At 45.8% G+C, this 24,759-nt stretch carries 22 protein-coding genes, 2 pseudogenes and 1 riboswitch; of the genes and pseudogenes, 6 read left to right on the forward strand and 18 right to left on the reverse strand.

Annotated features, from left to right (window positions below; translation table 11 throughout):
- Nucleotides 1–251: 251 nt before the first annotated feature.
- From RG959_RS25140 to rlmD, 5 genes and pseudogenes are all read right to left on the reverse strand, one after another.
- A pseudogene (locus tag RG959_RS25140) lies at nucleotides 252–701 on the reverse strand (YheC/YheD family protein).
- Between the two features lie 49 nt (nucleotides 702–750).
- Nucleotides 751–1,317, reverse strand: a complete 567-nt coding sequence (locus RG959_RS08840) for a YheC/YheD family protein (RefSeq protein ID WP_342796782.1) — start codon at nucleotides 1,315–1,317, stop codon at nucleotides 751–753.
- Between the two features lie 120 nt (nucleotides 1,318–1,437).
- Entirely contained in the window at nucleotides 1,438–3,186 is a 1,749-nt protein-coding gene (locus RG959_RS08845) for a methyl-accepting chemotaxis protein (RefSeq protein ID WP_342796783.1), read from the reverse strand.
- Entirely contained in the window at nucleotides 3,183–4,247 is a 1,065-nt protein-coding gene (locus tag RG959_RS08850; protein ID WP_342796784.1) for an ATP-grasp domain-containing protein, read from the reverse strand. The genes RG959_RS08845 and RG959_RS08850 overlap by 4 nt, the downstream gene beginning before the upstream one ends.
- A gap of 233 nt (nucleotides 4,248–4,480) precedes the next feature.
- A riboswitch (cyclic di-GMP riboswitch) is annotated at nucleotides 4,481–4,564 on the reverse strand.
- 385 nt (nucleotides 4,565–4,949) lie between these two features.
- Nucleotides 4,950–6,326 carry a 23S rRNA (uracil(1939)-C(5))-methyltransferase RlmD gene (rlmD, locus tag RG959_RS08855; protein WP_342796785.1) on the reverse strand — a complete coding sequence of 459 codons (1,377 nt, stop codon included), beginning with the start codon at nucleotides 6,324–6,326 and terminating at the stop codon, nucleotides 4,950–4,952.
- Nucleotides 6,327–6,715: 389 nt separating this feature from the next.
- On the opposite strand from rlmD, the pseudogene RG959_RS08860 reads away from it, so the two are divergent.
- Both RG959_RS08860 and RG959_RS08865 read left to right on the forward strand, forming a co-directional pair.
- Nucleotides 6,716–6,919: pseudogene (locus RG959_RS08860) on the forward strand (butanediol dehydrogenase); the annotation flags it as partial.
- A gap of 88 nt (nucleotides 6,920–7,007) precedes the next feature.
- Nucleotides 7,008–7,424: a pyridoxamine 5'-phosphate oxidase family protein gene (locus tag RG959_RS08865; RefSeq protein WP_309090114.1), complete on the forward strand. Its 417-nt coding sequence runs from the start codon at nucleotides 7,008–7,010 to the stop codon at nucleotides 7,422–7,424.
- A gap of 199 nt (nucleotides 7,425–7,623) precedes the next feature.
- On the opposite strand, the gene RG959_RS08870 is transcribed toward RG959_RS08865, so the two are convergent.
- The 3 genes from RG959_RS08870 to RG959_RS08880 all read right to left on the reverse strand — a co-directional run bounded on the left by RG959_RS08870 (nucleotide 7,624) and on the right by RG959_RS08880 (nucleotide 11,339).
- Nucleotides 7,624–9,354 (reverse strand): ABC transporter ATP-binding protein, encoded by a 1,731-nt coding sequence (locus RG959_RS08870; RefSeq protein ID WP_342796786.1) that lies wholly within the window; start codon nucleotides 9,352–9,354, stop codon nucleotides 7,624–7,626.
- Nucleotides 9,335–11,065 carry an ABC transporter ATP-binding protein gene (locus RG959_RS08875; protein WP_342796787.1) on the reverse strand — a complete coding sequence of 577 codons (1,731 nt, stop codon included), beginning with the start codon at nucleotides 11,063–11,065 and terminating at the stop codon, nucleotides 9,335–9,337. Before RG959_RS08875 ends, RG959_RS08870 begins: the two co-directional genes overlap by 20 nt.
- Nucleotides 11,066–11,213: 148 nt before the next feature.
- Complete coding sequence (locus tag RG959_RS08880; RefSeq protein ID WP_342796788.1) at nucleotides 11,214–11,339, reverse strand: hypothetical protein; 126 nt, start codon at nucleotides 11,337–11,339, stop codon at nucleotides 11,214–11,216.
- An 85-nt stretch (nucleotides 11,340–11,424) separates the two neighbouring features.
- Between RG959_RS08880 and RG959_RS08885 the strand changes: the two genes are divergently transcribed.
- Nucleotides 11,425–11,673, forward strand: coding sequence for a hypothetical protein (locus tag RG959_RS08885; protein ID WP_342796789.1), 249 nt, complete (start codon nucleotides 11,425–11,427; stop codon nucleotides 11,671–11,673).
- Between the two features lie 46 nt (nucleotides 11,674–11,719).
- Here the strand turns inward: RG959_RS08885 and RG959_RS08890 are convergent, their stop codons facing one another.
- From RG959_RS08890 to RG959_RS08905, 4 genes are all read right to left on the reverse strand, one after another.
- Nucleotides 11,720–12,910 carry an MFS transporter gene (locus RG959_RS08890; RefSeq protein ID WP_342796790.1) on the reverse strand — a complete coding sequence of 397 codons (1,191 nt, stop codon included), beginning with the start codon at nucleotides 12,908–12,910 and terminating at the stop codon, nucleotides 11,720–11,722.
- On the reverse strand, nucleotides 12,903–13,331 hold the full coding sequence (locus RG959_RS08895; protein ID WP_309090122.1) for a MarR family winged helix-turn-helix transcriptional regulator: 429 nt from the start codon (nucleotides 13,329–13,331) through the stop codon (nucleotides 12,903–12,905). The genes RG959_RS08890 and RG959_RS08895 overlap by 8 nt, the downstream gene beginning before the upstream one ends.
- Before the next feature lie 108 nt (nucleotides 13,332–13,439).
- Complete coding sequence (locus RG959_RS08900) at nucleotides 13,440–14,357, reverse strand: diacylglycerol kinase (protein WP_342796791.1); 918 nt, start codon at nucleotides 14,355–14,357, stop codon at nucleotides 13,440–13,442.
- 22 nt (nucleotides 14,358–14,379) lie between these two features.
- Complete coding sequence (locus RG959_RS08905; protein ID WP_315693141.1) at nucleotides 14,380–14,943, reverse strand: thioredoxin family protein; 564 nt, start codon at nucleotides 14,941–14,943, stop codon at nucleotides 14,380–14,382.
- 167 nt (nucleotides 14,944–15,110) lie between these two features.
- On the opposite strand from RG959_RS08905, the gene argC reads away from it, so the two are divergent.
- Genes argC through RG959_RS08920 form a run of 3 tightly spaced genes read left to right on the forward strand, consistent with a single transcriptional unit; the run spans nucleotide 15,111 to nucleotide 18,062 of the window.
- Entirely contained in the window at nucleotides 15,111–16,148 is a 1,038-nt protein-coding gene (gene argC, locus RG959_RS08910) for an N-acetyl-gamma-glutamyl-phosphate reductase (protein WP_342796792.1), read from the forward strand.
- 13 nt (nucleotides 16,149–16,161) lie between these two features.
- A complete protein-coding gene (gene argB, locus RG959_RS08915; RefSeq protein ID WP_342796793.1) occupies nucleotides 16,162–16,926 on the forward strand; it encodes an acetylglutamate kinase in 765 nt (254 codons plus the stop codon).
- A complete protein-coding gene (locus RG959_RS08920) occupies nucleotides 16,923–18,062 on the forward strand; it encodes an acetylornithine transaminase (RefSeq protein WP_342796794.1) in 1,140 nt (379 codons plus the stop codon). The genes argB and RG959_RS08920 overlap by 4 nt, the downstream gene beginning before the upstream one ends.
- A gap of 30 nt (nucleotides 18,063–18,092) precedes the next feature.
- Here the strand turns inward: RG959_RS08920 and RG959_RS08925 are convergent, their stop codons facing one another.
- The 6 genes from RG959_RS08925 to zupT form a co-directional block, all read right to left on the reverse strand.
- Complete coding sequence (locus RG959_RS08925; protein WP_342796795.1) at nucleotides 18,093–18,866, reverse strand: alpha/beta hydrolase; 774 nt, start codon at nucleotides 18,864–18,866, stop codon at nucleotides 18,093–18,095.
- A gap of 182 nt (nucleotides 18,867–19,048) precedes the next feature.
- Complete coding sequence (gene gatB, locus RG959_RS08930) at nucleotides 19,049–20,476, reverse strand: Asp-tRNA(Asn)/Glu-tRNA(Gln) amidotransferase subunit GatB (RefSeq protein ID WP_342796796.1); 1,428 nt, start codon at nucleotides 20,474–20,476, stop codon at nucleotides 19,049–19,051.
- Between the two features lie 15 nt (nucleotides 20,477–20,491).
- The gene (gatA, locus tag RG959_RS08935) at nucleotides 20,492–21,940 is read right to left on the reverse strand and encodes an Asp-tRNA(Asn)/Glu-tRNA(Gln) amidotransferase subunit GatA (RefSeq protein WP_315693147.1); all 1,449 of its coding nucleotides are present in this window, start codon (nucleotides 21,938–21,940) and stop codon (nucleotides 20,492–20,494) included.
- A gap of 12 nt (nucleotides 21,941–21,952) precedes the next feature.
- Entirely contained in the window at nucleotides 21,953–22,243 is a 291-nt protein-coding gene (gene gatC, locus RG959_RS08940; RefSeq protein WP_050181916.1) for an Asp-tRNA(Asn)/Glu-tRNA(Gln) amidotransferase subunit GatC, read from the reverse strand.
- A gap of 167 nt (nucleotides 22,244–22,410) precedes the next feature.
- Entirely contained in the window at nucleotides 22,411–23,700 is a 1,290-nt protein-coding gene (gene aceA, locus RG959_RS08945; RefSeq protein ID WP_342796797.1) for an isocitrate lyase, read from the reverse strand.
- 139 nt (nucleotides 23,701–23,839) lie between these two features.
- A complete protein-coding gene (gene zupT, locus RG959_RS08950; protein ID WP_342796798.1) occupies nucleotides 23,840–24,649 on the reverse strand; it encodes a zinc transporter ZupT in 810 nt (269 codons plus the stop codon).
- Nucleotides 24,650–24,759: the final 110 nt, after the last annotated feature.

A 24,759-nucleotide genomic window follows, 5' to 3' on the forward strand; every position in this document is an offset into this window, starting at 1 on the left:
TACGGGTGTGTTCCTTCTTTATTATTTATGCTTTCGTTGCTATGAGCACATATCTCCGGGATCGAGCAAATTGAATGATCATCCTTTTGTTTTTTACCTTTTACATAAAATGGCTAAAACATTTTCCTGACTTTTCCCTGGTCACGAAAGAACTGAAAATCAACAACCTGATTTTCAGTTCTTTCGTTCTTTTTGATTAGCCATGCCGCGGAAAAATGGATGTGGTTTCAAAACTGCCGAAGGATTTTATCTTACCGTTGTTTATCCATCTTTACAGACTTCAAGGAAAGGTGAGAACCACTTTTGCCCTGAAACGCATGTGCAAAATAACAACAGTATGCTAAAGAAGTTTTTACTACGTTTAATTCAAGATAAAAAGCAGGAGGAACCTCCGGGTGCCAGTTTCTTTCATACATCCAAACCTTACCGTTCCTGTAAATTCCTATATCAATTCCAAGCTCATCAAATGAACGTCTATAAAGTTTATCCATTTCCTTGGAGATTGATATGGAAAAAAACTTCTAAGTACCGCTGCATATTAAAGTAACCTTCGCCAAACTCCTGCTTTAAAAAAGGCGTAATATACAAGGCAGCGCCCCGCTGCTAATATTAGCTTTCACACTATTGGGAGGCGCAAGACGAGGCTAAATCGAGCAAACTGTCCACCTGCTGGTTTCATCTTTTTGCACCTGCAGTCTCAAGTCATACGCGAGGCCTGCCTGGTTTCTGCATTGAATGAACGTTTGAATACTATACTTTTCCAGGATTTAGTCCATTAATGAGGAAGACAGCATACGTCTCGAAATCCGTTACTGTTCGTTTGACCTCATATTCGTCTTCCATCCGCCTTACACAGATAATACCCTTTCCTTTTCTCCCATTTCGCGGCTTTAAGATCACCTGCTCTTTTTCATGAATAAAATCAATCACTGCTTCCACTTCCTTCACTTCCATCGTATCTGGAAGATAGCGGGAGAATAAAGCCGACTTGCTCAATTTATTAAAAACTTTCATTTTATTTCCAACAGACCAGCTTGTAAACGGAATAAGCGCTTTTAACGCTTCAATAGTCACTTGTTCTTCTTCCGATTTCACATGGCCGTTTGTATTATAAACCCCATCCGGAAAAGTCGTTTGCTTTTCGATCCATTGTCCATTTTCATAAAACTTGCGCCGTATCGTCTTCGTTTTTAAGTCTACACCCTGCGGCTGAAAATAAAAAAAGCCAGTCCCCTCTACTTTTGCTACCGCAGCAAACGGATAAGCTTTGAAATGCTTTTCAGGCCCTGCCAAATTCAGCATGCCGACCATCACCATCCATTTCACCTCCCCGTGTATTTTATTAATGAAGGCTTGTTTTGCGTGGGCGGACTTTTTCCTCATCATTACATAAATAGAACCGAAAATCGCTAGATGGATTTTCGGTTTTTAATCTCTTTATCGCTTTGCACCAGCGCGGGTTGGCCGCTTTGAATCGTTTTCCTGCAAGGTTTCAAACTGACTGACCATTTCCTGTAAAATATGAGCGACTTCTCTTAGCTTGCCACTTTGCTGCTGGGCCGTTTCAACAACCTGGTTTTGCTGCTGGGCCGATGCAGCAATTTCCTGTGTAATCGCTGTTCCCTGTTCTGAAATTGCACTAATTTCCTGAATGGCCGTTAATGCTTCCTCTGATGCGTTAGAAACAAGGCGGGAATTTGTAAAAATTCGTTCTGATCTCGTTTCCAGCTCTTCAACCGCTTGGAAGATCTTTGAAAACAACTTGCCGCTGTCCTCAATCATGTCAACGCCTTTCATCATATCTTCTACATTGGTTTCATTCAGCGTTAATACTTTATTGGTTTGTTTATTAATTTCCTCTACTGTTGCCGTAATGTCCTGCGCTGAAGCAGCCGTTTGCTGAGCCAGCTTTTGAATCTCCTGGGCGACAACAGCGAATCCTTTTCCTGCTTCGCCTGCGCGAGCAGCTTCAATCGCTGCATTCAGTGACAGCAAATTAGTTTGAGCGGAGACGTTACGTATTAATTCGACAATTTCGCTGATACGGGCCAGCTTGCTGTTTAAATCAGACAAGTTCTCCTGTGAAACCAGTCCATTCTGTTTGATCGACTGAATCTGGCTCGAAATCGTTTCTACCTGCTGCGAACCACTTTGAGACAAATGGCTCGTTTCCGTTGCCATCTCTTTAATTTGGCCTGTTTCCTTATTCATCTGCTCGACTGCTTCAGTCATATCCAGCATGAGGTTAGAAAGAGACTCCAAATGGCGGGAACGGCCTTCCGCTCCCATTGCTTCTGTCTGGGTGCTGCTGGCAATCTGGTCTGATGCTTCTGTTAATTCTTGAAACGACGCAAACAGTGTATTCCCTGACTGGCTCAAATCTTCGGCTTTTTCATGCACATTTTGAATAACTGCATTTAACTGGCGGCGCATGCTCTCAAAGCTGCCGGCAAGCATGCCAATTTCGTCTTCCCGGTCGAGGCGGATCGGATTACGCAAATTCCCGTCTGCAATATCCTGGGTGAAACCAGCCAGCCGTTTGATCGGAGACGAAATCCGGCTGCCCAGCCAAATGGCAGAGCCGGTTCCAAGTAATACGGATAAAACTAAAAACAGCAGTGGGTAGAAAAGAGCTTTCTGTTCTAACGAATGGATAAACGATGCATCCATGTCAACACCGACAATGGTGTCCGTTCCTTCTACTGGTATAAAAAAGGATTTATGAATGCCCCATTGATCCGTGTAAATCGAACTTACTACAGCGCGTTCCTCTGTGAAAGCTTTCTCCTGTTCAGGTGTAAACGGCGATTCTTTCATATATTCATCACTGCCGTTCAGGGCCACAATATAATCTTTGTTATCCTGACTTGTTAATACGTATACATATTCAATGCCTTCACGCTCTTTTATAAAATCATCCAAAGCGGATTTTAATAGCGAGCCGCTTTTTTCTGGATGTTGTATGGCGTCCTCTATCTCCTGCGAAGAAAGTGTCCGGGCCAAAGCCGTTCCGTTTTCCTCAAGACGATGATTAAATTGGGAGAGCACATGATCATCTAAAATCGTATTTAATAAGTTAATAAAAAATAAGCAAATCACTAATGAAAAAGCTACAAACGGTACTAAAAAACCAAGTGTTAATTGAGATTTAAGAGACTTCTTAGGATGTATGATCAATAATTTCACAATACTTGCTCCATTTCACGGTTTTTAAGTTCTTGCATGTCAATAAAAGGTTCCAAGTCCAGCTGAAGGATATGATGATTTTCGTTTAAGTTATCGCTTTTGAAAAATACAATGGCAAATGTCCGGTCGTGAGCAGCCTGAATCGGACGGTATTCTAAAATATGCTCAAATTCCTTTTGAAACGCTTCATGATCAACAGCTTTTACTAATCCCTGTGACAAAGCGAGCGGAATTTCCGCACAGCAAAAGCTGTAAATAGAATCATCCATATCCTCAATAATCTGCTTCCAATCCGGTTTTTGCTGCGTGAAATACTGTTCATAGACATTATGTCCGTAAGCATAGTAACCAAGATCTGTCGTACCTGCTCCCGCAAATCGGAGTGGATTAACCTCAATAGGAATAACCGTTTCTCCCTGCTTTCTAATTTCAAAGTGGATCGGGTAATTTTGTAATGAGACCAGCTTTTGCAGTTCGGCCATAAAAGAATACGCCTGCTCATAAATTTCTTGAATCACTTGTTTAGATGTATAGTAAATGCGGTCCGATGTATCGTATTCATCTTTGAAAAGCCGCTTAAAGACGCTTAAAACGACGGGATTTCCCTGCTCATCATAGTATCCGTCAATGGCATATTCTTCTCCCTGAATCCACTTTTCAATAAGAAGCGTTTTTTGATTAATAACCGACGGGTCGTATATTTCTTCTGAAAGTAATGCGTCCGCTTCGAATTGATGAAGCGCTTTTTCCCACTCTTCTTTCCGCTTTACTTTATAAACCCCTACGCTCGAGTAACCAAAGGTAGGCTTCAGCACGACAGGAAACGGAATTCGCTCGACCGGCAGGCTGAGCAGGTTATCAGCCGTTACCACTTGATAAAAATAGTTAGGGTATATTTGAGACAAAAGAGTGCGCAGCTGTCCTTTGTTTTTAAACAGCTTTGACCACTGATTCTCGTTACTGTCCGGACAATAAGTATCCAGAAGAGACAGCCCGCTTTCCGAGTTGGTCAGCAGCCGCTGTTCTTTCGTCAGCAAATCGAAAAACGCCGTGTAGTTCACAGGCTCCGCCTCCTTTAAAACCGGGATCTGTAAATGTTCCAGTGTTTGTTTCAGTAAGGGAGACAGAATTTGTTCGTTTAAAATCATCATAATGCGTGTAATCCTTTCCAGTTAAAATGTATGTGAGTACTACCACCTCCAATAACGCACATAAAAAAAGTCCACCTAAAAAAGGTGGACTTTCCGTACATACATGCTAAAAAAGCATCTTGTTCAAAAATGTGTCCATCTTCTTCGGCAGCCCGGCTGCCTTAACACTTGGTTTTAGGCCCGTGGCTTTGCGTCCTTATTTTTCAATAAGTTTGCTATTATCGGAGGATATAAAAATTGTAATAAACATCCAGCTGCTTATGCGTACAAAAGACTTAATCCAGACCATTTAATTCCTATGAATCCAACAATTAGTCCTTTTTATCTATTTTTCAGTATAATAAATGAAGCAAAATTCGTAAATAGTTTTACAGAAAAATATATCTCCAATAAAATAAGATGAATACTTTCACGCTTGTACATATTGAATTTAGAAAACACTGCAAATGAACAACGATCCTACTTTCTGCTTTTTTAACATAATTTAACATGTGGTCTCATGCTTAAAATGGTATCTTTTGACCCAGAAAATAAGATACACCTTATATAGTTACAAAAACAAAAAAGCAGGGAATGCGGCCAATTGACCTCTTCCCTGCTTTTTATGTTTTGTTATCCTAATTCTAATACTGCTACCGCCTCGACATGGACCGTCTGCGGGAACATATCCACCGGCTGCACTTCACGTGTTTGAAAGCCGCCGTCTTCAAGTACGCGAAGATCCCTTGCGAGCGTACCCGGATTACAAGACACGTATACAACCCGTTTCGGCTTCATTTTTAAAATCGTATCGAGAAGTGCCTCATCGCAGCCTTTGCGCGGCGGGTCTACCACGATTACATCCGGCTTGATGCCCTGCTTGTACCAGGCCGGGATGACTTCCTCTGCTTTTCCCGCTTCAAAATGAGCGTTTGTAATACCGTTAAGCTCCGCATTTTGCTTGGCGTCTTCAATGGCCTGCGGTACAATTTCAACCCCGTACACCTGCTTTGCTTTTTGCGCAAGGAACAGAGAGATCGTGCCGATGCCGCAATAAGCGTCGATCACGGTTTCCTCACCAGTCAATCCGGCATACTCAAGTGCTTTGTTGTAAAGCACTTCTGTTTGAACCGGATTGACTTGATAAAATGACCGGGCAGAAATGGCAAATCGAATGCCGCCGATCGTATCATAGATCACATCTTCTCCAAACAGCGTCCGCGTTGTGGAACCGAAAATAACATTTGTTTTATCCGGATTCACATTTTGTACAATCGACGTAATATCTGGAACAGCTTGACGAATCCCCTTTATAATGGCTTCCTGGTTCGGCAGCTCATTGGTGCGTGTGATCAGCACAGCCATTTTTTCGCCGGTTTGATAGCCGATTCGTGCCATTACGTGGCGAAGCACACCTTTATGGCGGCCTTCATCATACGGCATAACCCCGTTCGCTGAACAAACATCTTTTACTTTTTGAATGATTGCATCACTTTCTGTATGCTGGATCAAGCATTCTGTCATATCAATAATGTCATGCGAACGCTTTTTATAGAAACCAGCGACAATCTGCCCCTCAGGCGACAGACCTACCGGCACCTGCGCTTTGTTCCGGTAGCGCCACGGATCCTCCAAGCCGAGCACCGGATGTACCGGCACGTCCGGAAGCTTAGCGATCCGGTCAATCACATTGCGTACCTGGTTGTATTTCATATCCAGCTGCCCTGCATAGGATAAGTGCTGCATCTGGCAGCCGCCGCACTCTTCGTAGACCGGGCAAGGCGGCTCCACTCGCTCTTTTGATGCTTGATCAAGCCGGACCAGCTTGGCAAACCCGTACCCCTTGTTTAATTTGGTTACTTGAATTTCTCCTGTTTCTCCCGGCAGAACACCTTCTATAAATAATGGATAGCCGTCAATTTTGGCTACTCCTTTTCCTTCATGCGTCAAATCAGCCACCGTTACATGAACGGTATCGCCTTTTTGAACCGGAGCTTGAATCTTTGCCACAATTACTCTCCTCTTTCTATTTGAAAAATGATTCCCGCTCAGCCGAAATCCATTTTTCCATTTCTTTTTCCCTTACAGAACGATTCACTAAAATATCATGCCAGAGGTAGTTTTTCAGTAAACGAAGCTTGTCTGGCTGTACACACCAAGTCCATTGACTGGCTGCCCTGCTTGAAAACGATACCCTTCATCTTACACCGATGTGCCGCTTTCTTCAAGAGCGTTTCAAGCATTTCATACATTTCTCTTCACATGGACGGAATCACTTTCCGCTCTTCTTTATTCTGCTGACTGCGGCAGCAGTTTATACAGTCTTTAAAAGAGACTATGACAGCGGATCACCTATCGAAAATGAATGGTTCTGCCCGCGACATCTATTTTGATGAACGCTGCAGGAACGGACTGTAAAAGGCATTATTGCCTATCGTGATATTTTCCCGGCCGTTATGGAGCTTATGCAGCAAGGCTATTTTCAGGCGGAAAAGCTTGTAACAAAACGCATTTCGCTTGATGATGTGGTAACAGAAGGGTTTGAAGCACTGGTGAAGGAAAAAAATCATATAAAAATTTTAGTTAAATCCCAGCCTGATTGATAAAAAAAGAACATCCCCCCTGGATGTTCTTTTTTTGTTTAGAACCGGCGGAAAGTGGAATAGTAATCCATATAAGGAGTGATTGAAAATGAGTTCACTAAAAGATCAAATTGCCTCAATTATCGACAACAACCTTGTGGGAACGATGGCCACTATTCATGATAACAAGCCGCGTTCACGCTATATGACTTTTTTTAATGACAATTTAACACTGTACACGGCCACAAGCAAAGACACTCATAAAACAGAAGATATCGAGCAGAACCCATATACGCATATTCTGCTTGGCTATAACGGCGAGGGAATCGGCGATGAATATGTCGAAATCGAAGGAAAAGTGACCGAGTCCGACGATGAAAGCTTAAAGAAAAAAGTATGGAATGAACATTTAGAGTCATGGTTTGACGGGCCGGAGGATCCGAAGTTATTGATTTTAAAGGTTACCCCTGAGCAAATCCGGCTCATGAATAAAAAAGGACAGCCGCCGCAAACGCTGGAGCTGTAACAGAAATCAAAAGCACCGCCTTAAAAGGCGGTGCTTTTTGGTTGTAGACAAAGTAAGAAAGCAGGCTGATTGAAAACGTCTGACTTTCCAGAAACGCCGCCGGCTGGGAAGCGGAGTGACCTTTTGGAGGTCATGAGCACTCATAGCCGGCAGGTGACGGCGAAAGTGGGCGTTTGCCAACAGCCTGAGGGGGTGCTTTTTATCGGGCAGCTGCTACAATCTCTTCATATGAGCCGATTGCTTGAATACCGCCGTTTTTCAGCCGGATCACTTGATCGGCACGACGGATTGTATTCAGCCGGTGAGCGATGACGAAGCTGGTCCGTCCTTTCATCAGGCGGCCGAGCGCTTCCTGAATATGCAATTCAGTGATTGTATCGATACTGCTTGTTGCTTCATCTAAAATCAACAAAACCGGATCAGCCAAGATTGCCCGGGCAATCGCCAGAAGCTGGCGCTGCCCCTGGCTGATGCCTGATCCATCCTGCTTGAGCATGGAATCGTATCCGTCCGGCATCCGTTCAATAAACGAATGGGCATTGGCCTGCCTGGCGGCTTCTATGACTTCTTCATCCGTCGCATCCAGCCGCCCATAGCGGATATTTTCCATTACTGTTCCTTCAAAAAGTACCGTATCCTGCAGCACAAATCCCATTTGGCTGCGCAGTGCTGCTCCGGAGATATCCCGGCTGTCTATACCGTCAAACAAAATTTTGCCCCCATCCGGCTCATAAAACCGGACAAGCAAATTCATAATTGTCGTTTTACCTGAACCAGTCGGGCCGATCAAAGCGATCATCTCTCCCGGTAAAGCGTGGAATGAAACATGAGATAATGTTTTTTTTCCTTCTTCATAAGAAAAAGAGACATCATCAAACACGACTTCCCCCGACAGAAGCGGTGTCTGTCCTTTTTTGCTGTCAACCGCTTCATCCGTATCCATAATATCAAATACCCGTTCCGCTCCGGCGACCGCTGACAGCATTGTGTTGTATTGATTGGCCAGATCATTGAGAGGGCGCGTGAACTGGCGGGCGTATTCTGTAAAGATCACAATGGTACCAACCGTTGCCTGCCCACTCAGCGCTAGAACACCGCCGACAAGAGCAATCACAGCGAAACCAGCGTTATTCAACACATTCATTAATTTCGGAATAAAGCCCGAATAAGCCTGTGCCAGATAACCGGCTTCACGCAGACGCTCATTTTTTTCCATAAATTCTTCAATGATGTCTTCTTCCCGCGAAAACATTTTGACGATATGCCGGCTCGAAATCGCTTCTTCAATAAACCCGTTTAACTCGCCAAGGTGGCGCTGCTGCTCCTTAAACCTCGGGCCGGTGCGGCTTGTGATCCATTTCATTCCGCCAAACATCAGCGGGATAATGAGCAAAGTCACAGCGGTTAAAAGCGGGCTTAAATAAAGCATCACGACAATGGAGCCGGTGAGTGTCAACAGCCCCGATGCCACTTGAATAATGGAGCTGTTCAATGTACTGCTGATATTATCGATGTCATTGGTGACACGGCTCATTAACTCGCCGTGGCGGCGCTTATCGAAAAAAGAAATCGGCAGTGTGTGAAAATGGCGGAATAAATCATCACGAAGCTCGTAGACGGTTCGTTGGGCAATTTCCACCATCCAATAGTTTTGCAGAAAGCTGACGGCTGAATAACTGACATATACCAGTGCCAGGCCGGCGAGCAGAAGAAGGAGTCCGCGTTCATTCCCCGATGCGATATAATCATCGATCGCCTTCCCGATTAAAAAAGGGCCGGACAGGGCTAATGCGGAGCTGAGCGCCACCATTACCATCGTCAGCATCAGTTTTCCTTTTCTTTTCAGCAAATAGCGGCCAATCCGCTTCAGCGTCTCAGACATGTTGCTGATCTGCGGCTTGGCTTCCCTGTTATTGCCCGGATGCTTCATGAATTCCATCTCCTCTGCCCTGTGACTCCAGCAGGCGTCTGTACAAGCCATTTGTCCGTGCCAGTTCCCTGTGTGTGCCGGAAGCGGCAATTCGACCGTCTTCCATTATAAAAATACAATCCGCTTGTTCAGCAGTTGAAATTTTTTGCGTTACAATCACTACGGTGCATGGCTGGGCAGTGATTGCCTCAATAAGTGCGGCTTCCGTTTTCACATCCAACGCGCTCGTACTGTCATCCAACAGTAAAATATCCGGCTGCCGGACGAGCGCCCTTGCGATGGACAGCCGCTGCTTCTGCCCTCCTGAGAGCGTAACGCCTTTTTGCCCGATCACCGTATGGTATCCGTCCGGCAATGAAACGATCGTTTCATGAATTTGCGCTTTTTGAGCGGCTTCCATTACTTCTTCATCGGTCGCATTTTTTTTGCCCCAGCGAATATTATCGATAATCGATCCGGTAAACAAATGAGATTCCTGCGGGACAAAGCCAATATGACGCCGAAGCAGGCCGACATCCATCCGGCTTATATCACGGCCGCCGATGGCGACACGCCCTTTCTCCGGCTTATACAAGCGCGGAATCAAAGAAAGCAGTGCCGACTTGCCAGAGCCGGTTTCCCCCAGAACAGCCGCCATGCTGCCGCTCTTAATATTCATGGAGAGCGAATGAAGCACGGGCGTTTTACCGCCCGGGTATGTAAAGGTAATCTCTTCTAACGAGAGATCTCCTTCTGCTGGATAAGTCTCTGTTACAGCCGGCTGCTGCTCCTCTTCCATTATCAATACTTCATTGATCCGGGCAGCAGAGGCTCTGCCGCGGGCAAACGCAAGTGTAATAAACGTAAGGATTGACAGTGAAATAATAATCCGTGCCGCATAGTTGATCACGGCTACAATTTCACCCGTGGTCGCTGTGCCGCTTTGCAGCTCGACAAAGCCGAACCATAGGATAAATAAAAGACCGCCATTCATCACAAGCATCAAAATCGGCACAATACTTTCGAATGTGCGGATGACGCCGATCGTGTTTTCCATAAGTGCTTTGCCGGCCCGTTCAAATCGCGCTGTTTCATGTCCGCTGCGGACAAATGCCCGGATCAGCCGGATGCCCGTCAAGTTTTCACGCATTACGCTGTTTACACGGTCGAGCTTGAGCTGCACACGCTGGAACATCCCCGCTCCCTTTCGCATCATAAACAACATAAAGATGGTCATGACCGGCACCGTTATAAGCAGCACCGACGCTAGCTTAAAATGAACGAACAGCGCCATCACTGTACCAAAGAGAATCATCAGTGGTGCACGCAGCATAATGCGCAGACTCATAAAAACAGCGTTTTGCAGCTGGGTCACATCGTTTGTCATCCTTGTAATTAATGTCGACGTATCAAAGTGGCCGTACTGCCCGAACGAAAAAAACTGCACTTTCTCGATCAGTTTCTTTCGAATATCGAACCCGTAGTTTTGGCCAATCCGCGCAGCAATAAATGAATTGGTAATTCCAGCAGCGAATGAAAACAGCGACAGCCCGACCATGATACTGCCCCAAAATAAAATCGCGTTCATCTCTCCAGCCGCGATGCCGTCATCGATCATCTTCGCCATTAAAACCGGCAGCACAAGTTCCACCGCGAGCTCAAGCAGCATCAGTCCCCAGGCAGCAGCCATCCGCAGACGGTACGGCTTTAATAACGCCCAAACATGATTCATCCCCATTCCTTCTTCCACTTCTTTGTTATCTTTAGTGTAGCAAACATAAAAAAAAATCGCTTCTTTCAAGAAGCGTCCGGTATGCTTGTCCGCTCAAAGAGCAGAAGGCATTCTCCAGCCTGTTTCATTTACCAGCTGCAGAATTGCCTTACCATTTTGGTTCGATAAACGTTCTTTTCACCATCAGCTCCATATCCAGGCATTGAATGGCACTGATTCCTTCTATGCAGACGGTTACGCACACATTTGTCCGCTCCAAAAATAGAAAGCTCATGAAAGCAGACTGCTGTACCGCAGCACACATCTAACGGCTGAAGCAGTGATAGAGTCACTGTTTTTTCTTTTCATTGAGATGTTCGATGCGGAAGTACCTGGGCAATGGACTTCGGATATTGGACCATAACAGGGTAAGTAAAGCGGACGGGAATGACAATATCCTGGACAGGTATTCCGCTCTTTACAAGAAAAAACGCCAGGGTGTACGGCTGATGCGCAAAATGTTTACACGTTTTTTCTTTGGTATGACCTATTTTCAATTTGAAATAGTCATTCGCCATACATTGAACAAAAAGGCACGGCTTTTCATGCAGATGATCTGGAAAATTTAAAAAAGCCTGCCGGCATCGAACGAGGCGATGCCGGCAGGCGGGCAGTTTATAGCTGAGGAAACTGTTCTGTCTCCCTTTTACTTTTTTGTACAAAATAATAAACAATCACACCAGCGAGCACGTATACCGCACACGCAGCGTAAAGCATTTTAAAGCCGAGGCCGGATGCCACAACCCCCATCACAAAAGACCCAAAGCCGATGCCGAGATCAAAAAGAGACAAAAATGTCGCTGTCGCCAGCGCTTTTTTCTCAGGCCGCGCTTTCGATATGGCAATCGTTTGAAAGCCAGGGAATAAAGTGCCCCAGCCAAGCCCGATCACCCCTGCCGCAATCAGAAAAAGACCGGCGCCGCCAGCCTGGCTCAGCAAAAGCAGCCCTGCGGCGAATACAACAATCGACGGATAGACGATAGCATTGGCACCATAACGGTCAAACCAGCGGCCGGTAAACGGACGTGACAGTACAATAACAACCGCATACACAACAAAAAAGAAGCCAGACACGGCACCAATATGCAGCTCTTCAGCGTAAACCGAAACGAAGGATAAAATAGCTGAATAAACAATGGCGAAGAAAGTACCAGTCAGCGCGATCGGCAGGGCAGACTTTTCAATTAAATTACCCGGGGACAGATCCAGCTTAAACTGTGCAGCAGGCTTGCGGCTGCCCGCTTTCTCATTTTTCAATGATAAGCCGATCACCAACGCAATCAAGGCAACTGCTGCGCACACGATAAAGCCCGCTTGAATGCTCCATTTGTTCATAATAGCAAGTCCCGCAAACGGGCCGATCGCCATAGCCAGGTTCATGGACATCACATAGTAGCCCATTCCCTCACCCCGGCGTGAATTCGGGATAATATCCGCTACGACAGCTCCGGCTGCGGTAGTCGCCATCCCAAAGCCAATGCCGTGGAAGAACCGAAGCACAAGAAGCGCTGTAAGTCCATTTGTGAACGGGTATAAAACCGATGCTGCAAAAAAGATCACAAGTGACGCAATCAATACTTTTTTCTTGCCGAAATGCTCGACCCATTGTCCAGAAACGAACCGGATCAAAATCGCTGAAATTAAAAAGACGGTTGTGGCCAAGCCTGCTTCACTTTCCGTGCTGTTCAATTCGTTTAATACATAAACGGGCAGCGTGACAAGCAGAAAATAAAACGTCATAAATAAGAAAAAGTTCGTTAATGAGATGCTGATAAAATCTTTTGTCCATAGAGCTGGTTTATTCATGCAAATCCCCTTTCATTTTTCCAAGCCAATCATGAAGTGCCAGCTGCACAAGCATACGCTGTTCCCGCGGCACCTGCTCAAGCAGACGGTCATTCATCGTTAAAATGGCCTTCTCCCATTCCGGATACGCCTCGTGCGCTTTGTCCGTTAAGTGAATCACTTTTACCCGCTTGTCTTCGCCCGGCACCTGCTGTACATATCCCTGCCTGGCAAGACGCTGAATCGTCCGGGTCATCGGTGGTGCTTCAACTGCCAGGTATTCGCATAGCGCCGACTGCGGCATGGCCCCTTTTGTTTTCAGCACAAATAAAACCGCCCATTGTGCACTGTACAGACCGAACGGATGCAGCGTTTCATTCACTTGTTTAGTCAGCGTGCGAGACAGCTGATGAATCGTATGAAATAGCTCATGTGTTTCCATTCTATCCTCCAATTGATTACTTAGGTAACTAAATTATAACATGATTATTCGTCACACGAAATACTTTCTATAAAAAAAGCTGCTTCGGTATCACCGAAGCAGCCCATATTAATAAATGCGGTCCTGTGGACGAAGCTTTTCGATTGGTGCAAAAACATCAAGATGGCGGTATAAATTTTCAAAATCAGCCGGAATCTCGCCGCCAAGCTCCCCGTCAAGATTAATCAGCAACGGTTCCGATGATTGAACATGAATCCGGCTTGCTTTTGTATAAACAACATGAGGGTCATTTAAATGATCTCCCCGCAGGGCAAGGCTCGCAATTCGGATAAATTCAGCCAGGTTGGTTTTCTTTAATATAATCAGCGTAAATAAACCATCGTTAACAGATGAATCCGGCGCCAGCTTTTCAAAACCGCCGACTGAATTCGTCAGCCCGATTAAAAAAAGAAGGGATTCTCCTTCAAACACTTCACCATCATATTCAATTCTAATATCTGTCGGCTTGATCGAAGGCAGCATCTCGATACCTTTTAAATAATAAGCAAGCTGGCCGAGCATCGTCTTCAGCTTGCTTGGCACTTCATACGTAAGCTCTGTTAAACGGCCGCCCCCTGCAATATTAATGAAATAGCGCTCATTCATGCGCCCGACGTCTACCGGAATGGTTTCACCGGCTGTGATCACATCGATGGCTCCTTGAATATCACGCGGAATATGCAATGCCCGGGCGAAGTCATTGGTCGTGCCCATTGGAATCACGCCGAATTTCGGACGATGCTCCTGGCCGGCCAGGCCATTCACTACTTCATTTAACGTTCCATCGCCGCCCGCTGCAATGACAACATCGAATTTCCGTTCCGTGGCGATTCGTGCTGCTTCGGTCGCATCTCCTTCTCCCGTTGTTGCATGCGCGGAAGTTTCATATCCGGCTCTTTCAAGCTTTTCGAGCGCTTCCGGCAAATGCTTGCGGAACAATTCGCGCCCAGAGGTTGGATTGTAAATAATTCGTGCTCGTTTCGTCATCTTTATCCCAGTCTTTCTGCTATTAATATAATCGTTCCGCAAGCGTTGTTTTTATGCTGCGGTATATTTCCTGCCAGATCGATTCGTCCGTGCGGTAGGTTTCTGTCAATGCCTGGATCATGTCACGGCTCTTTTTCTCGAAATCTTCATGGTCACGCGGCGGCAGCGATGAACGGTACTGTGTGACCATTTCCTGCACGGCTGGAGCACGCGGTCCCCATACGGCCTGCTCCGCTCCTTCTTCGTTTATAAAAATAAAAATAGGAATTGCCCGTGATGTTCCATTTGTTAAATACTGGTCCATCAGCTCCAGATTTTCATCGCGGTGCAGCATACGGACTTCCATCTTTGCTGCTTTTGCCATGGCAAGCAGAATCGGAATGTTCACCATAGCGTCCCCGCACCAGTCTTCTGTGAGGACAATGACACGCCAATTGGCTTCGCTTACTTTATCAATAAGAGAAGCTTCTTCGCTCGATAAGTGAAAATTTTTTAATACATAAAGAAGATTTTCTTTATGCTCCGACATATTGTTTATATAGTCCTCAGGTGTCAGTCCTTTTTCAAACCATTCCTGCAGATTCATTTTTCGTTCCTCCGTTACGGATTTTCAAAACATCCTATCCTCCATTATGCACAAAAACGGCCGATTTGACAAAATCGGTTGATTTCAAGGAGGCACAATTCTATAATGAAGAAGAATAAATTAATAAATATTAATAATTATAAATAAAAATACAAAGGAGTTTTTCCATGAAAGCATCAGTCATCGGCGCTTCCGGCTACGGAGGAATTGAACTTATACGCCTTTTATCCAATCATCCACATTTTGAGCTGCACGCTGTTTATTCATCCAGCAAAGACGGCGTTCCTGTTACAGAAGAGTATCCTCATCTTGCCGAGATTTGCCCGCTTCCCTTAACGAAAATTGATACAGAAGCGATCAAACAGGAGTCAGACGTTGTATTTTTAGCGGTTCCTTCCGGCGCAGCTGCTGCCCTTGCCCCCCAGCTTGCCGGCGGACGGGCCAAAGTCGTCGATTTATCCGGAGACCTTCGCTTAAAAGAAACAGAAGATTATAAAAAGTGGTATAAAAAAGACCCGGCTCCAAAAGAATTTGTCGCTGATGCCGTGTACGGGCTGACAGAATGGAACCGCGAAAACATTAAGTCGGCATCCGTTCTATCCAATCCGGGCTGTTATCCGACAGCAGCGCTTTTAGGGCTTGCTCCCGCTGTACAAAACGGTGTAATTGATATGAAAAATATTATTATTGATGCCAAATCCGGTGTATCGGGTGCTGGACGCGGCTTGTCTCCGATCGTTCATTTCGCGGAGATGAATGATAACTTCCGCATTTATAAAGTAAATGAGCATCAGCACATTCCGGAAATTGAGCAGCAGCTTTCCTGGTGGAGCGAATCAGCCGCCCCCATTACGTTTTCTACCCACCTTCTGCCGGTATCCCGTGGAATTATGACAACGATGTATGCACCGCTCACACGCGATATGACAACAGAAGAAGCACATGCTCTTTATGCTGATACCTACAAAAACGATCCATTTGTCCGTGTCCGCCCAGTGAAACAGTTCCCTGGCATTAAAGAAGTAGCCGGTTCAAACTTCTGTGATATTTCTGTTGATGTGGATACACGCACGAACCGTCTTGTAATCGTGTCCGTTATCGATAACCTTGTAAAAGGTGCAGCGGGACAAGCCGTTCAAAATGCAAATATTATGTTTGGATTCGAAGAAACATCGGGGCTTAAAGGCTTTCCGATGTACCCATAAGAGGAGGAGACCAATGAAAACAGTAGTCGTAAAATGCGGCGGCAGTGTGTTAAAAGAATTGTCACAAAGCTTTTTTGACAGCATGAACGCGCTGATCGCCGATGGATACAAAATTGTGTTTGTTCACGGCGGCGGCCCGGAAATTAACGCTATGCTCGAGAAAATGAACGTAAAAAGCGAGTTTAAAAACGGCCTGCGCGTTACGTCAGAGGAAGTGCTTCAGGCAGCGGAGCTTGTTCTTTCCGGAAGCATGAACCGGAAACTGGTCCGTATGCTTGAAGCACAAGGTATTCCGGCTATCGGTGTACAGTCAAGCGACCAGGGTATCCTTCAGGCTGACTTTATTAACCAGGAAGAACTCGGGTTTGTCGGCGACGTAACAGCTGTTAACAAAGAAGCGCTCCAGCTGTTCCTTGAAGCCGGCCTCCTTCCCGTTCTGACACCGATTGCGAAAGGTCCAGACGGAACGGTGCTGAATGTGAATGCAGACCATGCAGCAGGCGCGGCTGCTTACGCTCTTGAGGCAGACCACCTTCTTATGGTGACAGACGTGCCCGGTGTTTTAAAAAATGGTGAACTGATTCCATCTCTCACTGCTTCCCAAACAAACGAACTTATTGATTCCGGTGTAATCAGCGGCGGGATGATCCCAAAAGTTCATACTGCCCTGAAAGCACTCGAAAGCTGCGGACATGTTCATATTGTCTCTGGCAAAAAACCGTTCTACGAAAATGAAACGTGGCATGGCACTTTATTTCAAAAGGAGGAAACAGTATGAGTCATTTATTTCCTACATATGCAAGATGGGATGTTACACCCGTCAAAGCAAAAGGCTCTTATTTAACAGCAAAAGACGGCAAGGAATATTTAGACTTTACATCTGGCATCAGCGTATGCAACCTTGGCCACGCACCGGACAACGTCAAAACAGCAGTTGAAGAGCAGCTGAACCAGTTTTGGCATACGTCAAATTTGTTTCAAATTGAGCTGCAGGAAGAAGTAGCGAAGCAGCTGACAGATGCGTCAGGGCTCGATCTTGTGTTTTTCGGAAACAGCGGCGCTGAAGCAAATGAAGCAGCCATTAAGCTTGCCCGCAAATCAACTGGCCGTACAAAAGTCATTACATTCGTTGATTCATTCCATGGCCGCACTTTTGCCACGATGGCGGCGACCGGCCAGGACAAAATTAAAACAGGCTTCGGTCCCATGCTCGAATCATTTGAGTATGTCAACATGAATGATCTTGATTCCTTGACAGCTGCCCTTGATGACAATACCGCAGCCATTATGTTTGAAGTGATTCAAGGTGAAGGCGGTATTAATGAAGGAAATGCAGAATTTCTAAAGAAAGCCGAAGAACTGGCTCATCAAAATGGCTCTCTTGTTATTATTGATGAAATCCAGACAGGCATCGGCCGTACCGGAAAGCCATTTGCTTTTCAGCATATCGGCTTGAATCCGGATATTGTTTCGGTTGCAAAAGGAATTGCGAGCGGCTTCCCTCTCGGTGCGATTATCGGTAAAGCGGCCCTTGCCGAAGCGTTTTCTGCCGGTTCACACGGCTCGACATTCGGCGGCAACCCAGTGGCTCTTGCAGCGGCCAAAGCAACATTGAACACTATTTTCGACGAATCCTTTTTGGCCGATGTAACCCAAAAAGGCGAACTGATTCACTCGCTGCTCGAAGAAGCACTAAAAGAGCAGCCTATCTTTAAAAAGCTGAAAGGGCGCGGCTTAATGGTGGGCATTGAGCTGAACGAAGAAGCGGGGCCGTTTTTAGCCAAAGCGCGTGAACAAAACCTGCTTATTTTAACAGCCGGTACTCATGTAATCCGCCTTCTTCCGCCTCTTACCGCAACAGAGGATGAAATTAAAGCAGCTGTGAACGTGATCACCCATATTTTAACCAATTAAAAAAAGCGGTCTCCATTCGGAGACCGCTTTTTACAATACTTTTCGAAATGCCGACTGTTTTTGGATGGCTTCTTCAATAAATGCAGCAGCTTCTTCCACTATGCGGCCGGCATCATAATCCATGGTGGCTACATGATAAGAATTTCGCAGTGTGACGATTTTCTTTTGTTTGGATGAAATCGCCTGGTAAATAAACGATGTGTTTTCCGGCGGCACAACGTGATCTACTGCTGATTTGATGCAAAGCGCCGGCACGCGGACACGGTGCAGTACGCTCGGCACCTCCTTCATGAGCTTTTGCAGCTCGCGCACAGAAGCAACAGGCGCTTCTTCGTACGTGATTTCATGGACGCCGTCTTTTTTAATATCCGGCGCTCCTTCCGGAATAAAACGAGGAGCCGGATCATACTGCAAGTAATCGAGTGACGGCAGTGTAAGAGCTGCATTAATCGTAATAATGCCTTCAATGTCCTGATGAGCGGCTGCAAATTTAAGCGTCAGTGTGCCGCCCATGGACTGCCCCATTAAGAAAATACGCTTGCCGCGCTTTTTCAAAAAGCGATAGGCGTTTGAATAGCTGTTATACCAATCGTCATGTGTGCATGTTTCCATTTCTTCCTGGTGCGTGCCGTGGCCTTTCAGTCTTGGAGCAACAACCGAAAATCCTTTTTGGTTTAATGCTTCGGCTACCTCCCGGACACTTTGCGGCGTACCAATAAATCCATGGGAAAGAACAATACCAATTTCATTTCCTTCTAAATAAAATGACTCAGCACCTGGGATTACAGTATATTCTCTGCTCATTATCCGGCCCTCCGTTTTAATTCCGATTATTTTTATAAGATATATACACTTTAACGGATTTTATCCGACAAGTCAAGTTGGAATTAACATAAAAAGAAAACCGTTCGATTGAAAAGACGGTGCTATTACATACAAAAATGGCGCGATTGGAGTTCAATCGCGCCATCCTGTCTGATCATTTATTATCTTTTTTGAATTTCTTCTATAAGCAGCTTATTGATCGCCTGCGGATTCGCCTGCCCTTTGGACGCTTTCATAATTTGTCCAACAAGGAAGCCGATCGCTTTTTTCTTGCCTTCTTTAAAGTCGGCAATAGACTGTGGGTTCGCATCTAAAGCGTCGTTTACGAATTTTAAAAGCGCTGATTCGTCAGAAATTTGCACAAGGCCTTTTTCTTTTACGATCGCTTCGGCATCGCCGCCGTTTTCAATAATTTCTTTAAACACGGTTTTAGCGATTTTAGAAGAGATGGTTCCTTCTTCAAGCAATTTGATCATACCCGCAAGGTTCTCTGGTGTCAGCTTTGTTTGAGCCAGTTCTTTGTTCTCTGCGTTCAAGTACGCCGGCACTTCACCCATCATCCAGTTAGAAGCAAGCTTTGCTGCAGCACCGGCTGCTACCGTTGCTTCAAAGAAATCGGCAATGTCTTTTGACATCGTCAAAATTTTCGCGTCATGCGCCGGCAGTCCAAGCTCTTCCATGTAACGCTTTTTGCGTGCATCCGGAAGCTCTGGAATTGACGCGCGAACACGCTCTTTCCATTCGTCATCAATGTAAACAGGAAGCAGATCCGGTTCCGGGAAATAACGGTAATCATCTGATCCTTCTTTTACACGCATCAAAACGGTTTTGCCTGTTGATTCATCAAAACGGCGTGTTTCCTGCTCCACTTTTCCGCCTGAAGATACAACTTCCGCCTGGCGTTTTTCTTCATATTCAAGCCCTTTACGCACGAAGTTAAAGGAGTTTAAGTTTTTTAATTCTGTTCTTGTCCCGAATTCTTCCTGTCCAAATGGACGGATCGAAATGTTTGCGTCACAGCGAAGCGATCCTTCCTCCATTTTACAGTCGGATACTTCTGTATATTGAATAATCGCTTTTAATTTTTCTAAAAATGCATAGGCTTCTTCGGGCGTGCGAATATCTGGTTCGGATACAATTTCTACAAGCGGTGTTCCCTGGCGATTATAATCGCAAAGAGAATGCTTGCCGGCATGCGTCAGCTTGCCCGCATCTTCTTCTAAATGAAGACGAGTGATGCCGATGCGTTTTGTTTCACCGTTCACTTCGATTTCTACCCATCCGTGTTCGCCGATCGGTTTATCATTTTGTGATATTTGGTATGCTTTCGGGTTGTCTGGATAGAAATAATTTTTCCGGTCCCAAATGGATTCCTCGGCGATTTCGCAATTGATGGCCATGGCTGCTTTCATTGCGAATTCCACCGCTTTGTCATTCATCACCGGCAACACGCCTGGATATCCAAGGTCAATCACCGTTGTATTCGTATTTGGCTCCGCGCCGAAATGGGCCGGGGCCGACGAAAAGATTTTTGAGTTTGTTTTTAATTCAACGTGGACTTCAAGTCCAATCACCGTTTCAAATTGCACAGGTGGTCCCCTCCTTTACAGCTTCGGCTTTTCTTTATGGAAATCAGTTGCCTGCTCGTACGCATGCGCAACACGGTATACGTTCTTTTCATCGAAATGGCGTCCAATAATCTGCAGGCCAAGCGGCAGCCCGTTTTCTGCGAATCCGCATGGAACGGAAATACCCGGTACGCCAGCAAGGTTTACTGGAATCGTTAAAATGTCATTTGCGTACATTGTTAACGGATCGTCGATAATTTCGCCGATTTTAAACGCCGGTGTTGGTGTTGTAGGGCCGATGATCACGTCATAGCTTGCGAACACATCTTCAAAGTCTTTTTTAATCAGTGTGCGCACTTGCTGCGCTTTTTTATAATACGCGTCGTAGTAGCCTGAGCTTAGCGCAAACGTACCAAGCATAATCCGGCGTTTTACTTCGTCGCCGAAGCCTTCTGCACGTGTTTTTTTGTATAAATCGATTAAGTTTTCTGCGCCTTCTGCACGGTAGCCGTAGCGGATACCGTCAAAACGGGCCAGGTTGGATGACGCTTCAGATGACGCGAGCAGGTAGTACGTAGCCACGCCGTATTTTGAATGCGGAAGAGATACTTCTTCCCACGTAGCACCAAGCCCTTCCAATACTTTCAGCGCCGCAAGAACAGACTGTCTTACTTCTTCTGAAACACCTTCTCCAAGGTATTCTTTCGGTACAGCAATGCGCAAGCCTTTAATGTCGCCTGTCAATCCGGCAGCAAAGCTTTCAGCCGGCACATTCGCCGAAGTAGAATCGTACGGATCAACCCCGACAATCGCTTCTAAAAGATGCGCATTGTCTTCTACGTTGCGTGTAATAGGCCCAATCTGGTCAAGAGACGATGCAAAAGCAATCAAGCCAAAGCGGGATACGCGTCCGTATGTAGGTTTCATGCCGACTACGCCGCAGAAAGAAGCCGGCTGGCGAATCGATCCGCCTGTATCTGAGCCAAGTGAAAACGGTACTTCGCCTGCTGCAACAGCCGCAGCAGAGCCGCCTGATGAACCGCCTGGCACGTGAGCTAAATTCCATGGGTTACGTGTTTTTTGGAAGCTTGAGTTTTCCGTTGATGAGCCCATCGCAAATTCGTCCATGTTTAACTTGCCGACTGTAATTGTTCCGGCTTCACGAAGCTTATTTACCACGGTTGCATCATAAATCGGGTCAAAGTTGTGAAGGATTTGGCTGGCAGCAGTCGTGCGGAGTCCTTTTGTAACGATATTATCTTTTATGCCAATCGGAATCCCTGATAAAATACCGGTTTTCCCTGCACCTTGTGCTTCTTCCGCCTGCTTGCGGGCACGCTCTTCATCTAATGCAAGAAATGCTTTTACATCTCCGTCTACAGCGGCGATGCGTTTGAATGATTCATCCACAAGATCCGGAATCGATACTTCTTTTTTGTCGATCATCGATTGAATCTCGGTTAATTTGTGATCAAATAATGACACGGTCTCTCCTCCTTACTCGATAATGGACGGAACTCGAATTTGGCCGTCCTGCTGATCCGGTGCATTTTTCAATACTTCTTCCCGGTCTAGTCCTGGTGCCGATTCGTCTTTCCGCAATACATTCTTCATATTTAAAACGTGTGATGTCGGCTGCACGTTTGATGTATCCAGTTCATTCAGCTGCTCGGCAAATGTAATGATCGCATCGAGCTGTTCTGTAAATGTATGCACTTCTTCGTCCGTAACCGCAAGGCGCGCCAAATGGGCCACGTGCCGGACTTGTTCTTCTGAAATTCGCGTCAATGGAATCCACCTCCGTAAAAAATTTGTACGCTAATAATTGCACAAAGTCTATTTTACCATGATTTCAGCCCGCGTGAACAAAAAGAAGAACCGCCCTCCAAAATGAAGGCGGTTCTTATCTATTTTGCATCCCCCAATGCAAGACAAATCCCTTTGTTCGTGGCTGATCAGTTTGTTTGAAATTGTTCTTCTTCTGTTGACCCTTTCAATGCTGTTGTAGAAGACTGGCCTCCCGTTACCGTCATCGACACGGCATCAAAATAGCCAGTCCCTACTTCACGCTGGTGCCGGGTCGCTGTGTATCCATCTTTTTCCGCTGCAAACTCCGCCTGCTGAAGTTCCGAGTAAGCACTCATTCCTCGGTCTTTATATCCGCTTGCAAGCTGGAACATGCTGTAATTCAACGTATGGAAGCCGGCAAGTGTAACAAACTGGAATTTGTAGCCCATCTTTCCAAGTTCCACTTGGTATTTCTCAATGGTTTCATCATCGAGTTTCGCTTTCCAGTTAAAGGAAGGCGAGCAGTTGTACGCAAGCAATTTGTCCGGGAATTTTTCATGAATGGCATCCGCAAAGCGCTGTGCATCCTCCAGATTCGGTTCGGATGTTTCGCACCAGATCATATCTGCATATGGCGCATAGGCAAGACCGCGTGCAATGGCTTGATCAAGGCCCGCTTTCGTCCGGAAAAAGCCTTCAGATGTGCGTTCACCTGTAATAAACGGAGCATCAGCCGGATCGATGTCACTGGTGATCAGGTCCGCTGCATCTGCATCTGTACGTGCGATTAAAACCGTTGGCGTCCCCATTACATCTGCTGCAAGGCGTGCCGCAATTAAGTTTCGTACAGCCGTTTGTGTCGGCAGGAGTACTTTCCCCCCCAGATGCCCGCATTTTTTCTCTGAAGAAAGCTGATCCTCAAAGTGGACACCTGCTGCACCCGCTTCAATCATCCCTTTCATCAATTCAAATACATTAAGCTGTCCCCCAAAGCCAGCTTCAGCATCGGCTACAACCGGAGCGAAATAATCAGTGGAATGATCACCTTCCATATGCGCGATCTGGTCAGCACGCTGAAGCGCCTGGTTGATTCGCTTTACAACATTTGGCACGCTGTTTGCCGGATACAAGCTTTGATCGGGATACATATGGCCTGAAAGATTGGCATCGGCAGCGACTTGCCAGCCGCTTAAATAAATCGCTTTCAAACCTGCTTTTACCTGCTGTACAGCCTGGTTTCCCGTCAGGGCACCGAGTGCATTCACGAAGCCTTCTCCTGTTACCAGACTCCATAGTTTGTCAGCGCCGCGCTGAGCCAATGTATGCTCGATATCGATGGAGCCGCGAAGCTTGATCACTTCTTCTGCCGAATAAGGCCGTTTAATCCCTTTCCATCTAGCATCGTTTTCCCATGATTGTTGAAGCTGATTCACCCGTGCTTGATCCGTATTCCCCATTTTAAAACATCCCCTTTGTTATAAAACAGATTGTTTATTACAATTTGTATTATATAACAGTATATTTTGCTTGCCAACCCATTTTTTAAAAAATTCAAAAAAATAAAGCCGGAAGAATAAATTCTTCCGGCTTTTCATTTTATAAAAGAAGCAATAAACTGAGCGCCATAACAGCCATCCCGGAGACAATCCCGTAAATGGCGAGATGTGTCTGGTCGTACTTTTGGGCAGCCGGGAGCAGTTCATCAAGTGAAATAAACACCATAATGCCGGCAACACCAGCGAAAATCATGCCAAACATCGTATCTGTTAAATAAGGCATTAAAACGATCCAGGCTACAAGCGCTCCTACCGGCTCTGAAAGGCCCGACAAAAAGGACCATTTAAACGCTTTTTTACGGCTGCCTGTCGCAAAGTAAAGAGGTACAGCCACTGCAATGCCTTCTGGAATATTATGAATGGCAACTGCCACTGCAATCGCAATACCGAGAGCTGGATCCTGAATGGCCGATGCAAAAGTTGCAATGCCCTCCGGAAAATTGTGAATGGCAATAGCGATCGCAGTAAAAATCCCCATTTTTTTAAGCTTGGCGTATTCATCCCGCTCCGGCTCTTTATGAAATTCTTCTACTGTTTTCGTCTCGTGCGGATTTCCGGTTGACGGAATAAACTTGTCGATCAAAGCGATGACAGCAATGCCGGCAAAAAAGCCGATGACGGTCAGCCAATAGCCCGTTTTCTCCCCATGCTCTAAAACAAGCGCATCTTTCGCTTTTACAAAAATTTCGATCATCGAGACGTAAATCATCACACCCGCTGAAAACCCAAGCGCCCAGGCGAGAAACTTTGTGTTTGTACGCGATGTGAAAAATGCCAGCGCACTGCCAATACCTGTTGCAAGACCAGCGAATAATGTTAAACCGAGGGCCAGCATCACATTCTCATCCATCTGCGCTCTCCTCCATCTTTTTTTTTATTAGTGTATGCCATATGTTGCTCATGTGCAACTTTTTTTGTTGAGGCAAATAAAAAAACCTGATTTCACCCAGCTGGATGAAA

Origin of the sequence: Domibacillus sp. 8LH, assembly GCF_038806185.1 — a bacterium.
Classification (GTDB): domain Bacteria; phylum Bacillota; class Bacilli; order Bacillales; family Domibacillaceae; genus Domibacillus; species Domibacillus indicus_A.

Excerpts from the sequence above, each read along its gene's own strand:
- RG959_RS08840 (WP_342796782.1), bottom strand. The coding sequence starts at position 1,317 with ATGGTGATGGTCGGCATGCTGAATTTGGCAGGGCCTGAAAAGCATTTC.
- RG959_RS08865 (WP_309090114.1), top strand. The coding sequence starts at position 7,008 with ATGAGTTCACTAAAAGATCAAATTGCCTCAATTATCGACAACAACCTT.
- RG959_RS08870 (WP_342796786.1), bottom strand. The coding sequence starts at position 9,354 with ATGAAGCATCCGGGCAATAACAGGGAAGCCAAGCCGCAGATCAGCAAC.
- RG959_RS08875 (WP_342796787.1), bottom strand. The coding sequence starts at position 11,065 with ATGAATCATGTTTGGGCGTTATTAAAGCCGTACCGTCTGCGGATGGCT.
- RG959_RS08880 (WP_342796788.1), bottom strand. The coding sequence starts at position 11,339 with ATGAGCTTTCTATTTTTGGAGCGGACAAATGTGTGCGTAACCGTCTGC.
- RG959_RS08885 (WP_342796789.1), top strand. The coding sequence starts at position 11,425 with ATGCGGAAGTACCTGGGCAATGGACTTCGGATATTGGACCATAACAGG.
- RG959_RS08890 (WP_342796790.1), bottom strand. The coding sequence starts at position 12,910 with ATGAATAAACCAGCTCTATGGACAAAAGATTTTATCAGCATCTCATTA.
- RG959_RS08895 (WP_309090122.1), bottom strand. The coding sequence starts at position 13,331 with ATGGAAACACATGAGCTATTTCATACGATTCATCAGCTGTCTCGCACG.
- RG959_RS08900 (WP_342796791.1), bottom strand. The coding sequence starts at position 14,357 with ATGACGAAACGAGCACGAATTATTTACAATCCAACCTCTGGGCGCGAA.
- RG959_RS08905 (WP_315693141.1), bottom strand. The coding sequence starts at position 14,943 with ATGAATCTGCAGGAATGGTTTGAAAAAGGACTGACACCTGAGGACTAT.
- argC (WP_342796792.1), top strand. The coding sequence starts at position 15,111 with ATGAAAGCATCAGTCATCGGCGCTTCCGGCTACGGAGGAATTGAACTT.
- argB (WP_342796793.1), top strand. The coding sequence starts at position 16,162 with ATGAAAACAGTAGTCGTAAAATGCGGCGGCAGTGTGTTAAAAGAATTG.
- RG959_RS08920 (WP_342796794.1), top strand. The coding sequence starts at position 16,923 with ATGAGTCATTTATTTCCTACATATGCAAGATGGGATGTTACACCCGTC.
- RG959_RS08925 (WP_342796795.1), bottom strand. The coding sequence starts at position 18,866 with ATGAGCAGAGAATATACTGTAATCCCAGGTGCTGAGTCATTTTATTTA.
- aceA (WP_342796797.1), bottom strand. The coding sequence starts at position 23,700 with ATGGGGAATACGGATCAAGCACGGGTGAATCAGCTTCAACAATCATGG.
- zupT (WP_342796798.1), bottom strand. The coding sequence starts at position 24,649 with ATGGATGAGAATGTGATGCTGGCCCTCGGTTTAACATTATTCGCTGGT.